This window comes from Streptococcus mitis (assembly GCF_003942795.1).
Classification (GTDB): Bacteria; Bacillota; Bacilli; order Lactobacillales; family Streptococcaceae; genus Streptococcus; species Streptococcus mitis_BJ.
In genome coordinates, this window is the sequence record NZ_RJNY01000016.1 from 1 (window position 1) to 14,750 (window position 14,750).

At 37.4% G+C, this 14,750-nt stretch carries 16 protein-coding genes; 10 read left to right on the plus strand and 6 right to left on the minus strand.

Annotated features, from left to right (window positions below; genetic code table 11):
- Positions 1-243: 243 nt before the first annotated feature.
- Positions 244-2,112, plus strand: coding sequence for a helix-turn-helix domain-containing protein (locus tag D8847_RS07485; protein WP_125841162.1), 1,869 nt, complete (start codon positions 244-246; stop codon positions 2,110-2,112).
- Positions 2,113-2,314: 202 nt separating this feature from the next.
- On the opposite strand, the gene D8847_RS10650 is transcribed toward D8847_RS07485, so the two are convergent.
- Positions 2,315-2,479, minus strand: a complete 165-nt coding sequence (locus tag D8847_RS10650; protein ID WP_156672168.1) for a hypothetical protein — start codon at positions 2,477-2,479, stop codon at positions 2,315-2,317.
- A gap of 39 nt (positions 2,480-2,518) precedes the next feature.
- On the opposite strand from D8847_RS10650, the gene D8847_RS07490 reads away from it, so the two are divergent.
- The gene (locus tag D8847_RS07490) at positions 2,519-3,124 is read left to right on the plus strand and encodes a hypothetical protein (RefSeq protein ID WP_125841163.1); all 606 of its coding nucleotides are present in this window, start codon (positions 2,519-2,521) and stop codon (positions 3,122-3,124) included.
- Positions 3,125-3,163: 39 nt separating this feature from the next.
- Here D8847_RS07490 and D8847_RS07495 read toward each other — a convergent pair whose 3' ends face one another.
- The 5 genes from D8847_RS07495 to D8847_RS10805 form a co-directional block, all read right to left on the minus strand.
- Positions 3,164-5,119, minus strand: coding sequence for a DNA polymerase (locus D8847_RS07495; RefSeq protein ID WP_125841164.1), 1,956 nt, complete (start codon positions 5,117-5,119; stop codon positions 3,164-3,166).
- Between the two features lie 234 nt (positions 5,120-5,353).
- Entirely contained in the window at positions 5,354-5,902 is a 549-nt protein-coding gene (locus D8847_RS07500) for a DUF2815 family protein (RefSeq protein ID WP_046391433.1), read from the minus strand.
- A gap of 4 nt (positions 5,903-5,906) precedes the next feature.
- Entirely contained in the window at positions 5,907-7,028 is a 1,122-nt protein-coding gene (locus D8847_RS07505) for a DUF2800 domain-containing protein (RefSeq protein WP_125841165.1), read from the minus strand.
- Entirely contained in the window at positions 7,021-7,344 is a 324-nt protein-coding gene (locus D8847_RS07510; RefSeq protein WP_125841166.1) for a hypothetical protein, read from the minus strand. Before D8847_RS07510 ends, D8847_RS07505 begins: the two co-directional genes overlap by 8 nt.
- Positions 7,319-7,453: a hypothetical protein gene (locus D8847_RS10805; protein ID WP_255296299.1), complete on the minus strand. Its 135-nt coding sequence runs from the start codon at positions 7,451-7,453 to the stop codon at positions 7,319-7,321. The genes D8847_RS07510 and D8847_RS10805 overlap by 26 nt, the downstream gene beginning before the upstream one ends.
- Before the next feature lie 309 nt (positions 7,454-7,762).
- Between D8847_RS10805 and D8847_RS07515 the strand changes: the two genes are divergently transcribed.
- The 8 genes from D8847_RS07515 to D8847_RS07550 all read left to right on the plus strand — a co-directional run bounded on the left by D8847_RS07515 (position 7,763) and on the right by D8847_RS07550 (position 14,559).
- Positions 7,763-10,048: a phage/plasmid primase, P4 family gene (locus D8847_RS07515; protein WP_125841167.1), complete on the plus strand. Its 2,286-nt coding sequence runs from the start codon at positions 7,763-7,765 to the stop codon at positions 10,046-10,048.
- A gap of 278 nt (positions 10,049-10,326) precedes the next feature.
- Positions 10,327-10,608 (plus strand): VRR-NUC domain-containing protein, encoded by a 282-nt coding sequence (locus tag D8847_RS07520; protein WP_125841168.1) that lies wholly within the window; start codon positions 10,327-10,329, stop codon positions 10,606-10,608.
- Positions 10,589-11,956 (plus strand): DEAD/DEAH box helicase, encoded by a 1,368-nt coding sequence (locus tag D8847_RS07525; protein ID WP_125841169.1) that lies wholly within the window; start codon positions 10,589-10,591, stop codon positions 11,954-11,956. The genes D8847_RS07520 and D8847_RS07525 overlap by 20 nt, the downstream gene beginning before the upstream one ends.
- Before the next feature lies 1 nt (position 11,957).
- On the plus strand, positions 11,958-12,440 hold the full coding sequence (locus tag D8847_RS07530) for a hypothetical protein (protein WP_006153945.1): 483 nt from the start codon (positions 11,958-11,960) through the stop codon (positions 12,438-12,440).
- Positions 12,441-12,625: 185 nt separating this feature from the next.
- Positions 12,626-12,853: a DUF7678 domain-containing protein gene (locus D8847_RS07535; RefSeq protein WP_125841170.1), complete on the plus strand. Its 228-nt coding sequence runs from the start codon at positions 12,626-12,628 to the stop codon at positions 12,851-12,853.
- A 55-nt stretch (positions 12,854-12,908) separates the two neighbouring features.
- On the plus strand, positions 12,909-13,103 hold the full coding sequence (locus D8847_RS07540; protein WP_049520278.1) for a DUF6900 domain-containing protein: 195 nt from the start codon (positions 12,909-12,911) through the stop codon (positions 13,101-13,103).
- A gap of 51 nt (positions 13,104-13,154) precedes the next feature.
- Positions 13,155-14,192 carry a methionine adenosyltransferase gene (gene metK, locus D8847_RS07545; protein WP_125841171.1) on the plus strand — a complete coding sequence of 346 codons (1,038 nt, stop codon included), beginning with the start codon at positions 13,155-13,157 and terminating at the stop codon, positions 14,190-14,192.
- 1 nt (position 14,193) lies between these two features.
- Positions 14,194-14,559 (plus strand): HNH endonuclease, encoded by a 366-nt coding sequence (locus D8847_RS07550; RefSeq protein ID WP_125841172.1) that lies wholly within the window; start codon positions 14,194-14,196, stop codon positions 14,557-14,559.
- Positions 14,560-14,750: the final 191 nt, after the last annotated feature.

Below are 14,750 nucleotides of genomic sequence, written 5' to 3' on the forward strand. Positions count from 1 at the left end.
AAGATATTCTTCGATAATGTCAGAAATGTGATCCTCAATCATTTTTCCAAAATTTTCGTAACTGTTCAAATCATGCTCGCTTATCTTTTTGGGGATTTCTTTGAGTAGAAATTTTTTTAAATTCTTTAGCATTTATACCTCCCAATGAGTTAATTCCAATTAATTATATCATAGTTTATAAGCGCTTGCAAAATGTGGTATAATTTTCTAGAAAATAATTGTAAGTGTTCTCGGAGGTAACTAGTGTTCGATAAATATATTTTTGATACTTACCAGGATTTAATCATAAAAACTGTTAGAGGTTTCATTTTCAATAATAAGGATAATACTGATTTATCTACATACATGGTACCTGAACCAAATGGATATATTGAGTTTGATGATTTCGAACTTTATAAGATTTACTATGAAGTAGTTGATAATTCTAAACTGAAACTTGAAATTATTGTGATTGCGGATGTTATTGTTCGTCAGTACATCAAAGGGGAAATGGAACTTGATACGAAATCGAAGTACGTTTCAGTCTATGTAGATATGGAGCTTGATTCAGGTATAAAGGTCTTTAATATTTACAACGCAGAGTTTAAATCTGACCAATATAAAAAAAATAGAAATTTGATGCTTAGTAGGGATTGGGTTCCGTACATCCCTAAGAAAGAATTTGATAACATTGCAGAATCATTTCTAAAGAAATATTATCCTGTAGCACTTAGGCAACCAACTCCTATACCAGTTGAGTTAATCGTAGCGGAGATGGGACTTTCAATACATCGAGAGAAGTTAACATTAGACGACTCAGTTTTTGGAAAAATGGTTTTTAAAGATACTAAAGTAGAGGTGATTGAAAATGACCAACCTGTCTCTAAGCCTTTTAACAAAGGAAGTATCTTGGTAGATAAAGATGTTGTCTATAAGAGAAATGTTGGTTCTTTCAATAATACAGTAATTCATGAGTGTGTGCACTGGGAATTACATAAAGTATTTCACGAAGTAAGAATGATACTTGATAACAGACACTCGGTATCTAGTAGTTGGACAGAGGAAAATCAAGCAGATTCTAGCATGTGGTCTCCACTTGATTGGATGGAGTGGCATGCTAATGGGATTGCTCCTCGAATCCTTATGCCAAAAGTTCAAACGAAAATTAAGATTAGAGAGTTATTTCGAACTTTAACCTTAGTGAATCCTGATATCAGTCGCTCTGAACTTGTACGTGAAGTGGTTGATGAACTTGCTGAATTCTTTAATGTATCCAAGCAGGCAGCAAAAATTAGAATGATTGACTTGGGATTCAAAGAAGCAAATGGAGTTTACAATTACTTAGATGATAGGTATATGCACAATTTCGCTTTTGAGCTTGAAGCTTTTGATAATGGAAGTAGCTATACAATCACATCGAATGATTTATGTTTTGAGTATTGTTTCAATGAATCATTCAGAAAAATCATCGATGGAAATAAGTTTCTTTACATTGATAACCATCTTTGTTTAAAAGATAAAAAATATATTTCCATGACAAAAGATGGCCCAGTTATGACTGATTATGCTTATGAACATATGGATGAATGTTGTCTCCTTTTCAAGGTAAAATCTAAGAAATTTACTGCCATCTCTGATGAAGACTATTATGATTATGTATTAAATCGTGGGGTCACAAGAGAGAGCGAAATAAAAGCTGACTTTGTGGAGATTTTACAGAATCCGAGCTTAATGGATCAGTTACCACCTTTAGAAATGGTGAAACTTTCAAAAAATATTTCTGATTTATTAAAGGAATTACCTTTTGAATTTTCAGGGACATTACGAAGACATAGAGAGCGAAAAAAATGCTCTCAACCATTATTGGCTAAAATTGTTGGTATTACGGACAGAACTCTAAGAGATTATGAAACCAAAGAAGATAATCTACCTAGGCTTGAGTTAGCATTGGCATTTTGTTTTGCTTTAAAACTTATGCTACCTATTAGTGAGGATATGCTTGAAAAGGCGGGACATAAATTAACTAAAATTCACCAGCATCAAGTTTATAAAATGTTACTAACGACAAGTTATTACAAACCATTAGCTGAAATTAATACAATATTACAAGCAGCACAAATGAAGACACTATAGACCATCAAATTTATGATGGTCTTATTTTTTTATCAAAAAAGCGGAGATTCAATTTCCGCTTTTTGCTCATTAATTGATTATTTCAAGGCTTTATCTTATTAAAAACATTATAACCAATAGGGTTTAGCTACGGAAGTCTAGACTACCTATTTTTAATAGTTTTAATGTTCTATACTAATACTGTAAAGATTAATCCTACATTCTAATGTCTTCTTAAAGATACTTTGTAACGAGGAATTTTTCCTACGTTATCGGCTTTAACTGTGTCTTTAAGAAATAGCAGTTCAGCTATAAAGCCAGCTGACCATGATTTAGCAAAGGAACTGCTGATGTGGTCAGAAATAAAATTTAATAGTTCTTTTGGCATGTCCAATTCCTTTGTGAACGAAGGAATAGGTGACAAGACATGTCAATTAATGAACAAAATCGAAACTCAAAATACACTCCAGATCGCTATCAAAGTGAAAAGTCTTATAATGGTGTAAAACCTACTGATTCACAAGTACTAGCTCCATTCGTAATTAGAGATAGAGCGATGCTAGTTAACAAGGATGTAAATCGAGATAATCTTAAAACTTTTAACATTTATGGCAAGCGAATTCTTGTTGGATTTGTACCTATTGAACGAGATGAGTTTGCGAATGCCCTTCGTGTCTTTAACATGGATACCAATGAATACTTGAGCCGTCATTCTAAAGGAAAGCATGATGATTTATCTTTAGATGAGATGTTCGATAAAATGGATAATGATGAGAAATTTGGCTACGATCCAACTGGAATCCCTTCTCACGAGGAGAAACTGATGCTTATTGAAACACTAGAAGAATTGATTGATGTTGTATACCAACGTAATGAAAAGTACGGTAAAATCCTAAAGCTAATCTACCAAGATATCACGATTAGTAAACAAGAGATCATTGAAAAACTTGGTCTGAAAAAGACCCAAGGATATGCTGCTATTAAGAAAGCACAAGCAATGGCAAAGGAGGTCTATAATGAACTAAATCAATAATTGGAAATCACCATCTCGACTTGAGGTGGTGATTTTTTGCTAATCTTTCTGATAGAATAAGCATTCGTATCCGTCGGCACGAAGGTTAATATCAGACAACCAGTCTGGCGCATTACCCATCAACGCTGCAATTTCATCAAGTTTTTGTTCCATTGGACATTCGATTATTACTTCATCATGTACATGTCCTACAATCTTGAACTCTTTCAGCAGTTTTAAGGAATAGGCAAGTATGTCACGACTGATAGCTTGGACTATGTTTTCCACAAATTTTGGACCATAACTTTCTAACCTCTCCCAACGTTTGGCAGTTCCAGTTCCTTCGTATGTGACAGACTCTCCACCGAACTGGTTCTCGGTAATTCTTGGCTTGATATAAGATAGTTTACGACCAGAAGGAAGGCTGATGAACAAAATGCCACTTTTAACTTCAAATTGAATGTTATGAACAGATGTTGGAATTAGGTCCTTTACAGCAGTCTTTACGGCATTATCGACATCCCACCAGAAGAGAACGATATTGGGATTTGCCTGACGCCAAGAGTTTACTAGTGGTTGGAGTTCTTTCTCAGTTAGTCCCATATCAAGTGCTCCCATGGCTTTGAGTGCACCGACTGAACCACCATAGCCACAAGCAAGCTCCGCAATTTTTCCCTTTTGCCTTAGATCAGAATTTTGTCCATGCTTCTCAACAGGCACACCAAACATTTGTGAGGCAGACATACAGTAGATGTCTTTCCCTTGTTCAAATACCTTACTACGCCATCTCTCACCAGCTAAGTGGGACAGTACACGAGCTTCGATAGCTGAAAAGTCGCAAACAATGAATTTCTTTCCTTCACTTGGAACGAAAGCAGTACGTATTAGTTGCGATAAGGTATCTTGAGTGTCATAGAGTAGCTCAGTAGCTTCTAAGTCACCAGTTCTAAAAAGTTTTCTAGCTTCCTCTAGGTCAGAAAGGTGGTTCTGAGGTAGATTCTGAAGTTGTACCAAACGGCCAGCCCATCGACCTGTACGGTTAGCTCCGTAAAATTGAAACATTCCTCTTGCTCGACCGTCCTTACAAACACAGTTCATCATCGCTTGGTATTTGGAAACACTTGATTTGGTAGCTTGCTGACGAAGTTTGAGAACTTGAGCAGTTGTTTCATCAACTGTTTTGAGAAGTTCTTTCACAGCTTTTTTGTCTAGAGAATCTGTTGCTACTTCGTGTTCTCGTAACCAGCCAATCATCTGCAGAACAGAGTTGGGATTTTCAAGGCCTGTTAAGGTTTTTAGTTCTTCTTGGATTTTAGCTTTGCTCTCTGAATCAATTTTGATAGCCGACTGAACAAAGTCAATGTCAATACCAATTCCACGGTCATTGATAATCTGATCTTGGTGGTACTCATCCCACATAAAGGCAGGTACTGGGAAGTTTTTTAGCCGTTCCTTGATGGCCAATTCGACCTCAACATCACGTCTGTTGTAATCGATAAAAGTAGACCACTTGTCAGGCGCGTGATGAGGGAGGTTACGTGTCCGTCCACCGTTAATTTTCGTCTGCTTACAAGGTACGCAGAAGTAGCGAATGAGGTCAGTCCCCTCTCTCATCTTTTGGTCTTTGAGTTTGAGAACTGTTCCAACTCCCTCAAGGGAGAGTGGAAGTCCTAAATAGGCTGACCAAATCATGCTACACCTCCATGAAATTGGTGAGAGAAATCCATCTGATAACAATTCGGGATGAAGTTTCTTGAGCCAGTTGGATAGACAAATTCGTTCAAATGAAGCGTTGAAAGCCCATTTGATAACATTATCGTTTACTAAAGCTTCAAGAATATCTTGTGGTAACTTCTCCTTAGTTAAGTCGTAAACAGTCACTGGTCTATTATTGACAGATACAGCAAACAAAAGGATTTCAAAACTGTCATCTTCCGCATAGCGATAGACACCAGATTTTCGTAGGTCAATCTCACAATAGGTTTCGATGTCAATGCTGAGTTCTTTAATTGGCATAGTACGTCCTTTCTGAAAAAGGTGACAGAAGTACTGCCACCTAAAGTTCTATTTATTTTTTCGACTGAGTGGTGTTTGGCTAAGTTTTTCTTTATTTTGCTTCGCCTTTCGTTCCAATTCATTTCGAATATCATCTCTAATAGTCATATACCCGAAGTATAGTCCGATAAGCACCCAAAGTCCCATAATTGTACAAGTTAAAATAGTATACATCATCAATCTAATTCTCCATTTCTAGTTCAAAAAGTCATCATCATCTTCAGTCGCAAAATCATCCTCAGCACGAGTGCGTCCTCCGAGCGGCTCACCATCACGTAATTTTTGTAAGTTATTCAAACCGCAAGCAATACCTTTGTTGCCATTAGAATTGAAAGCATAGAAGGTAATAGAAGCACGACCGTAGATACCTGAGTACAATTCTGAAGTATCAATGATTTCTTGACGATTGCCATCAACCACACCAGGTTTATGCGGAGAGTTAGCATTTACGAAGTAAGCATTTTTGTATGCTTCATCATCAGGGCGTTCAAGGTCACCGTCACGAAGTGGAGTTTTCAGAGTAGATAATGCAGGTACAGATTTGCCATTGCCTTTGAGTTTTGACTCACCTTCTTTGTAAGCTTGCTCAATGGCTGCTTTAATCTTGTTAATGGTGACAGTATCCTCTTTTGGAATAATGAGTGAGGCACTATACTTGGGAGTGCTACCATTGATAGATTTTGGTTCGTTGGCATTTAAGTAGCTGAAGCGAGTGTTTGGTCCTGTAATTACTTTAGTTGTCATATAGTTATTCCTCTTTAAATTCATTTTTTGCTAGATTCATCTCTTGACGGCTATCGTCAATTGGAACGAGTGTTGGTTTACCACTTGGTTTTATTACGAGACCACCAAGTAGGTCGTTAAAAGTTTTCTTGCCAAGTAACTTTGTCATGGCAGTGATAGTGAGCAGCTTCTTCTCATAAGGATCATAGCCTGCTTCAATCACAGCTTGGCTAACGGCTGACTCATCTGAGAATTTACGAACTGAGCGACCTTCAACCAGTTTGTATCCTGGGATAGGATATCCATCTGTGGCTTGATTTAATGCATAAGCTTTGATGTCGTTTGCCCATGAAATCAACAAGTCTAGTTTAGGCAAAATCTCTGCAATGTCCTCGTTATCAAGAGTAGCTGGATTTGCAAACTCCATCTTGGCAAGAGCCAAATTATCCTCCGAACGTTTGCGACAGATATTCTTTAGTTTACAGAATTGGCAGTGTTTACCAGACTGCATATCCCCCTCACCTTTGAATGCAAGTTCAGCTTTTGGAGCGAGTACATTTTCAGCCCATTTAAGCAACTCAGTCTTTTCTATCTCAAAGGTAGATATGTTATGTTTTCGTGGTTGAAAGATAGTCATGGTAACTTTATCAAAATCATAAAGACCGTCAAACATCTCAAGAGCACCAAGTGCATAACACATCATTTGCGCGTTATAGTCTGCATCAACTAGAACACCAAGTCCGTGCTTATAATCAATAACCTGAAGAAGTCCGTCTGCCACAATAAGGCAATCTCCAGTTCCAAATCCTTCAGGTACCCACTTAGAAAAGTCCAGTCGTTGTTCGACAAGAACTGTAGGGTCACGTGAGTAGCCTCTGGCTTTCTCGATTTGTTCCATGACATAATTGCAGTATTCTTCTGCGCAATCCTGCATTTCATGATTGTAAAATGCTAAATCCTCAGTTGGATCACGCGCATTCCTACCTAAAGCTTTCTCGACTAGATAAGCACATAACTCGTGAGCATCCGTACCTTCAAGGGCAAACTCAGAGTTCACATCTGGCATATCTTCAGTTAACCGAACGGAAGGTGGGCAGTTCAACCAACGATGTGATGCAGAAGCAGATAGAATGGCGTGGTTAGTCATTACCAATCCCTCCAGCTTCTTCAAGGACTGTCGCAAAGTATTTAGGGTCAAGAGCTGATAGAGAAGAAGCACCGTAAGCATTTAGAAGAGCACGAACCTCATTCTTAAAGCCATCTTTTGCCTTTATAGCAAGGACTGCACGGACATCCTCCAGTTGAATTTCCCTTTTTGATTCAGATTTTGGTGATATTGGTTCAGGAACTGTTTCATTATCATTAGATAGGAGTTTTTTGAACTCATCCACCAAGCGAAGGTAGTACTTTGCGGTTTCTTCCATATCATGAATTAGTCTATTCAGTTCTTTCATTTTGCTCATTGTTTTCTTCCTCCTTTATCTTACGAGCGAGTTGCTTTGAGATGACGCTGATGGCAGTTAGAGTATCGACCAGTTCATCATTGTGATTCACAGTTATTTCTTTAGTCATTTTGTGACCTCCTATCTTATTAGGTAGAAATGTGAACAGTAATTCCGGTTTTTATTAAAAATTTTTTTGAATCGATGTTTTTCATCTCTTACACCTATATAGGTAATACTGGGTTGAAATTTTCCGCTTTTTTATAAAAATTTTTTTAATTTGTTATGCAATAAAATAATCTTCCTCTAGCTATATAAAGGAAGATTATTTTTTTTGAAAAAATTTTTATTAAGAGGCGGAAAAATGAGTCGTAGTTCTACCTATTAAGGTAGGAGGGAAAATCTCCCCATATCATTAATTACATTTGGAGGGCGCATAATGCAATTTACCTTATCTCATTCTGGACAGACTGGGGTTCAGACAACCACGGTCTATCCCAATCAAGTAACCATTATTGATGAAATATCATTACAAACTGTTGTGCAATTTGACCATGTGGCAGGGATATTCTTAAACAATGCACGCTCAAATGCCAATTTTATCAAGTCGGACGTTTTGGTCATGGATATTGATAATGACCATTCTGAAAATCCAGATGAATGGATGACAGTTGAGCGATTAAAAGAAATCTTTGCGGATTGCAACTTTGCCTTGGTAACTAGTCGAAGTCATATGCAGGTAAAGGCAGGAAAAGTTCCAAGACCTAAATTTCATATCTACTTCCAAATCAACGAGGTGGCAGATAAGGATATCTATGTGGCCATGAAGGAAGAACTTTGTAATCAGTACAAGTTCTTTGATGATAATGCCAAAGATGCGGCACGTTTCTTCTTTGGAAATCCACAAGCAGAAGTTGTTTGGCATGATTCATGGCTAACTATTGATGAAGATTTGTTTCAAGCTGTTTCTATTGATGACGAGGAAGATTTTGATGCAGAATTCTATACTCCACCAAGTGGTCCAATCCAGCAAGGGAGTCGTAATTCAACAATGTCGGTTTTTGCGGCTAAGATTCTCAAACGTTTAGGCGTGACCCAAGAAGCAAGAGATGGCTTTGATGAGCAGGCACAGAAATGTGTACCGCCACTTGATAAAGCAGAGTTGGATACCATCTGGGGAAGTGCAATCCGATTCTACAACAGAACTATTAAAACCTCGCAAGGTTATGTGGCTCCAGATGCTTTCAATAGAGAAACATTAAAACCGGATGATTACTCGGATGTTGGGGAAGCGGGAGTTCTTGCTAGAGAGTATGCCAAGAAGTTAGCTTACACCAATGCAACGGACTATCTTTACTATGATGGAACTCACTGGCGTGAGAATAAGCAGTTGGCATTAGGTGCAGTTGTACACTTTACCGATGAACAACTTGCTGAAGCGAATGTACTCTTGGAATCTGCAGAGAAGCAACTTCAGTCTTCAGGTATTGAGGAATTGACCATTAAGGCAGGAGGAAAGCGTCTAGAAAATGCAGTTGAAACTCCACTCCAATTAAAATATTTAAAAGCCTATCTTGCAGCCAAAGAGTTTCATAAATTTGTTATGAAACATCGTGACTATAAGAATTTGATGGCTGTCTATAATACAGCAAAACCAATGCTTTCAGTAGAATTGTCAGAATTAGATAGTGATGACTTATTACTCAATACCCCAGAGGCTACCTATGATTTACGAAAAGGAATAAATGGGTCACAAGAACATAATCCTGAAGACTATATAACTAAAATAACCGCAATCTCTCCTAGTGATCAGGGACTGGGATTATGGCAGGAAACATTGGCTACCTTTTTCTGTAATGACCAAGAATTAATTGATTATGTTCAAGAAATAATTGGTATGGTAGCTATTGGAAAGGTCTACCAAGAACACATGATTATCGCATACGGTGGTGGAGCAAATGGCAAGTCTACTTTTTGGAATACCATCGCTCGTGTGCTAGGGAGCTATTCAGGAAAACTATCTGCGGATGCTTTAACCATGTCAAACAAGCGTAACGTGAGTCCTGAGCTTGCTGAGCTAAAAGGGAAACGACTGGTCATTGCTTCTGAGATGGCAGAAGGCATGAGACTCAATACAGCTGTTGTTAAGCAGATTACTTCAACTGATGAAATCCAAGCTGAGAAAAAGTACAAGGATCCTTTTCACTTCGTGCCGTCACACACGCTAGTTCTTTACACTAACCATCTGCCTAAAGTAGGAGCGAACGATGATGGAACGTGGCGACGTTTGGTTGTTATTCCTTTTAATGCTAAAATCACTGGCCGCTCTGACATCAAAAACTTTGCGGACTATTTGTATGACAATGCGGCACCAGCAATTTTATCGTGGATTATTGAAGGAGCGGAAAAAGCCATCAAAGCAAATTTTAAAACATCAGTTCCAAAAGCAGTAACAAATTCTGTCAAATCCTACCGTGAAGCTAATGACTGGTTGGGGCATTTCATCAATGAAAGTTGTATCGTGGGAGAAACATTAAGTGAGAAATCAGGAGAATTGTACAGTAAGTATCGTACATATTGCCTTCAAAATTTAGAATACACACGAAGTACAACTGATTTCTATGCTGCACTTAATCAAGCTGGTTATGAACGAAAACGGACTAATAAAGGGAATTTTATTATGGGGTTATCGTTAAAAGCTGACGACGATGACTTTCTAAACTAATGACTTACACAGTGAAGCTGTATCACCACTAGATTTTAAATCAAGTATTTTTTGAGTGTAAGTCGTTGAAGTATTCAGTGAAAAATAATTTGTGAAGTATGGTCAAAAAGTTTATGGATTAAGTTCCACGACTTCCATTTCTTTGATTAGTGTAAGTCAATGATGGTCTTTTCTAAAACTATCTCTATAGGAAATTTAACTAAGAAAAAGTATATAAGGAAAGTTTAGGAAATGACCTCATTAGACCTCCACGATTTAAATCTGATGAGAGGACAAGTATGAGAGAAAAAGTGATTGAACAAAAGTTAGTAAGTGAGGTTAAAAAGCGTGGTGGTATCTGTCCAAAGTGGGTATCACCTTCCTTTTCAGGAGTACCTGACCGATTGGTATTCTTACCTAATAGTAAGTTTGGTTTGGTGGAAGTAAAAGCACCTAATCAACATCCTANAGCTTTGCAGGTGTCACGGCATAAGTTATTTGAACACTTAGGATTTCGAGTCTATGTTTTAGATAATAAGAAAGATATTGAGGGGATATTGGATGAAATTGAAACTGCATGACTATCAAGAAGTCACCAAAGACTTCATCATAAAAACTCCTTATGCAGCAGTCATTTTAGACATGGGGATGGGAAAAACAGCTACCACCTTGTCAGCCATTAACGAACTAATGTTTGACCGCTATGAGGTCTCAAAGGTCTTGGTAATTGCTCCGCTTAGAGTCGCAAATACAGTATGGAGTGACGAAATAGAGCAGTGGCAAGAACTGTCTCATTTGAGATATTCAAAAATTGTAGGCAGCCCCAAACAACGACAAGCAGCACTCCATAAAGATGCGGATATCTATATCGTAAATCGTGAAAACATCCCTTGGTTAGTTGAAGAGTGTCATCCGCATTTCAAGTGGGATATGATTGTCATTGATGAATTAAGTTCATTCAAATCATGGCAATCAAAACGTTTTAAAGCTTTTATGGCCATGCGCCCCTACATGAAACGAGTGGTAGGTTTAACAGGCACACCGAGTTCCAACGGATTGATGGATTTGTTTGCGGAGTTCAAGGTCATTGATGGCGGTGTTCGTTTGGGACGTTTTATCGGAGAATACCGAAGTCGTTATTTTAGAGAGGGACGTAGAAATGGAAACGTCGTCTATGAATATATTCCAATGGACTATGCAGAGTGTCAAATCTTTGACAAGATTGATGACATCACAATTTCTATGAAAGCAATGGATTATCTACAAATGCCAACATTAATCTCAACGAAAAAATCAGTCCATCTCACAAACGCAGAAGCAAAAAGATATAAAGAGTTTAAAAAGGAATCTGTTATTTCTGATTCTAACGAAATTGAAGTAACAGCAGCAAATGCTGCTAGTTTATCCAATAAACTGGTTCAAATGGCAAATGGTGCAGTTTATTCTGATGATCATAGAATTATCAAGTTACATGATCAAAAACTAGATGCACTTGAAGATATTATCGAAGCCGCAAATGGAGAACCTGTGTTGGTTGCTTATTGGTTCAAGCATGATTTACTTCGTATTCAAGAACGATTGAACAAGCTTAGGGTTAAAAGTACAGTTCTTAAAAGTGAAACTGATATTCATGAATGGAATAAAGGGAACATCACTGTTGGTTTGCTACACCCAGCTAGTGCAGGACATGGTCTAAATTTACAAAAGGGAGGTCATCACTTAGTGTGGTTTGGGTTAACTTGGTCTCTTGAACTTTACCAACAAACCAATGCTCGACTTTGGCGACAAGGACAACAAGCAAACACAGTCATTATCCAACATATTGTAACGGAAGGTACAATTGATGATGATATTCTAAAAGCTTTAACTGCTAAGGACGCGCAACAATCACGTTTGATTGAAGCAGTAAAAGCACAAGTAGGAGGTTGATATGGATAAAGTAGACTACTATTTCCAACACTATCAAGATGCAAAAAGAGATTTAATAATTGCAAAGAACTTGATTGAAAACTATAAACCCATTTCAGAAGATGCTTTTCTATACTCACTTGCTACTAGACAGACAAATGAAGAACGTGTTAAAACGAGTAAAACAAATGTTAGGACAGAAAATATGGCTCTATCTTTTCATGATAAGTTCTTAGCAGAGGAAAGAGAATATCAGGAGTCATTGTTTGAAAAGTACTGTCATTTAAAAACTGATCTAGATTTCTTTGAACTTGCTGTTTCTTCTGTTGATGAAATTATGAGGGATGTAGTAGTTGATTTAGTCTTAGTTGGATTGACATGGGATGAGTTACTACCTAAGCATAATGTTTCTAGAATGACAGTTAGTCGATATAGACAAAAAGCCTTAAAACAAGTAAAAGAATATTACCGTTTTGCAGGTAAAACCTTGAGTATAAATGGATAATGATACTAGGGTGTTACTAAGGTGGTACTACCCTGTTACTAAGTTGTTACTAAGATGGTACTGCTTTTTAAAAATGACTGTGGTATACTTAAGATGTCAAAAAAGGTAGTAAATCTACTATGTTCACTGGATAAAATTCTGGTTCTACGGTAATATACACCTAGAAAAATAAGAGGAGAATAATCATGTGGAACAGAGGTCAGATTCATTATCACGGACAAATAGTTGATTACATAGCAAAAGTCAGTGACCAACCATCAGATGTAGGTATTGATTTAGGATGTGTATTCAAATTAGAGGTTGAGGTTGCTGAAAATACTATCATTTCTTATGACAGAGGATGGGATATCTACCCAGAATCTGATGAACAAGAAGCTATTCTTGAAGTGATTTTGAAAACTTTAAAAGTTTAAAATATCTTTAAAATAATGCACAAATGACTGGATATATCCCGCTCTTAGAGGTAATATGGTTACAACAAAAAAGAAAGAGGATAAAACCATGAAGAAAGAGGATATTTTAACAAAAATCGCAAAAAATAGAATTGGCGCTGAAACGCTAGAAACGAGAAATAGCGATAGCCTTGACTTTTATGACATCAGCGTTTGGGCATTGAAAGAAATGCTTGAACAAGCCTATGAAGCAGGTAGAAAAGCAAAATAAAAAAAAACAGAGCCTTACCCAAATGGGGAGGCTTTTTGCGTGGAGGAAATAATGATTATTACGAGTGAACAAGTATCTAATGGCCATCCAGATAAAATTTGTGACCAGATTTCAGATGCAGTTCTAACAGTATGTTTAGAACAAGATAAGAATAGCAGGGTTGCAGTAGAAACTCTTATCAAAGATAATCATATAGTGGTTGCTGGTGAAATGAAAACAACAGCCTTGTTTGATTTAAAAACAGTTGTTCGAAATGTCGTTAAACCACTAGGAATGGATAATATCATTGTGACGAATCTTATCGGATTACAAAGTGATGATATTTCTCAAGGTGTTGATACCGGCGGTGCTGGAGACCAAGGGATGATGTATGGCTATGCAACTGACGAAACTGACGAATGCTTACCACTTCCATACGTTTTAGCAACTCGTGTTCTTGAGAATCTTATGGAACTTCAGCATCCGCTCTTAGGGAAAGATGCTAAGGCACAGGTTTCTTATGATTATGACAATAAAAGAATTACAACATTCTTAGTATCAATTCAGCATAGGGATGAAATGACAATTGAGAATCTAAGAGTAATTGTTAAAGAATCTATGATAAAAGTTGCAAAACAGTATAAACAAAACCTTGATTTTAATGTTTTAGTGAATCCTACTGGTCGTTTCGTTCTTGGTGGTTCTTATGCAGATGCTGGAGTTACTGGAAGAAAAATTATCGCTGATACTTATGGTGGATTTGCCCATCATGGTGGTGGTGCATTTTCAGGAAAGGATCCAAGTAAAGTGGATCGCTCAGGAGCTTATATGGCACGTAAGATTGCAAAAGACATCGTTCGTGAAGGATATGCTAAACGATGCGAAGTTCAATTAGCATACGCTATAGGGGTAGCAGAACCGGTTTCTATTCATGTAGAAACATTTGGAACAAGTAACTATACGAGCAAACAATTGGTAGGAATGATTAGAGAACGCTACGATTTGACACCGAAAGGGATTATCAAGGAGTTGGATCTTCTAAACGTTAACTACACTCAATCTACATGTTTTGGACATTTTACGAAACCAACTCTTCCTTGGGAGCAGTAAGATGCCACGTAGACCAAGAACTCCCTGCAAGCAGAATGGTTGTCCAAACCTTGTGACCTATGGAAACAAGTACTGCAATGACCACAAGACTAACCACGCACTTGACGCCAAGACAACCAAAGCTAAAGGTTACAATTCACGGTGGAATAAAGCGCGGATTCGTTACTTAAAGCTCAATCCTCTTTGTGTTTACTGTCAAAGAGAAGGTCGATTGACCAAGGCGACAGTGGTTGACCATATCAGTCCCCACCGAGGTGACCAAGAACTCTTTTGGAATCAATCTAACTGGCAAGCCCTTTGTAAATCTTGTCATGATAGAAAGACCAAGACGACTGATAGATATGTGGAATATACCTATCGGTTTTGATATTGTAGTTACGTTCTAAAAATATCTCTCTTTTATAATTTGGGGTAGGGGGGATAAAATCTCTAAATCATTGTCAGTAAAAGACCGACGCCCCCTTAAACGTAAAATTTCGCAAAATTGATAGGGTGGGATATAAAAATCAATTCAAAATAGTAAAGAATCCAGTAAGAATATAGAATTAAGTGAGTGTT

Bases quoted from the DNA above. Each gene is read 5' to 3' on its own strand.
- D8847_RS10805 (WP_255296299.1), bottom strand. From the start codon at position 7,453: ATGACTAAAGAAATAACTGTGAATCACAATGATGAACTGGTCGATACT.
- D8847_RS07540 (WP_049520278.1), top strand. From the start codon at position 12,909: ATGGTTACAACAAAAAAGAAAGAGGATAAAACCATGAAGAAAGAGGAT.
- D8847_RS07510 (WP_125841166.1), bottom strand. From the start codon at position 7,344: ATGAGCAAAATGAAAGAACTGAATAGACTAATTCATGATATGGAAGAA.
- D8847_RS10650 (WP_156672168.1), bottom strand. From the start codon at position 2,479: ATGCCAAAAGAACTATTAAATTTTATTTCTGACCACATCAGCAGTTCC.
- D8847_RS07550 (WP_125841172.1), top strand. From the start codon at position 14,194: ATGCCACGTAGACCAAGAACTCCCTGCAAGCAGAATGGTTGTCCAAAC.
- D8847_RS07525 (WP_125841169.1), top strand. From the start codon at position 10,589: ATGAAATTGAAACTGCATGACTATCAAGAAGTCACCAAAGACTTCATC.
- D8847_RS07530 (WP_006153945.1), top strand. From the start codon at position 11,958: ATGGATAAAGTAGACTACTATTTCCAACACTATCAAGATGCAAAAAGA.
- D8847_RS07490 (WP_125841163.1), top strand. From the start codon at position 2,519: ATGTCAATTAATGAACAAAATCGAAACTCAAAATACACTCCAGATCGC.
- D8847_RS07515 (WP_125841167.1), top strand. From the start codon at position 7,763: ATGCAATTTACCTTATCTCATTCTGGACAGACTGGGGTTCAGACAACC.
- D8847_RS07495 (WP_125841164.1), bottom strand. From the start codon at position 5,119: ATGCCAATTAAAGAACTCAGCATTGACATCGAAACCTATTGTGAGATT.
- D8847_RS07505 (WP_125841165.1), bottom strand. From the start codon at position 7,028: ATGACTAACCACGCCATTCTATCTGCTTCTGCATCACATCGTTGGTTG.
- metK (WP_125841171.1), top strand. From the start codon at position 13,155: ATGATTATTACGAGTGAACAAGTATCTAATGGCCATCCAGATAAAATT.
- D8847_RS07500 (WP_046391433.1), bottom strand. From the start codon at position 5,902: ATGACAACTAAAGTAATTACAGGACCAAACACTCGCTTCAGCTACTTA.
- D8847_RS07535 (WP_125841170.1), top strand. From the start codon at position 12,626: ATGTGGAACAGAGGTCAGATTCATTATCACGGACAAATAGTTGATTAC.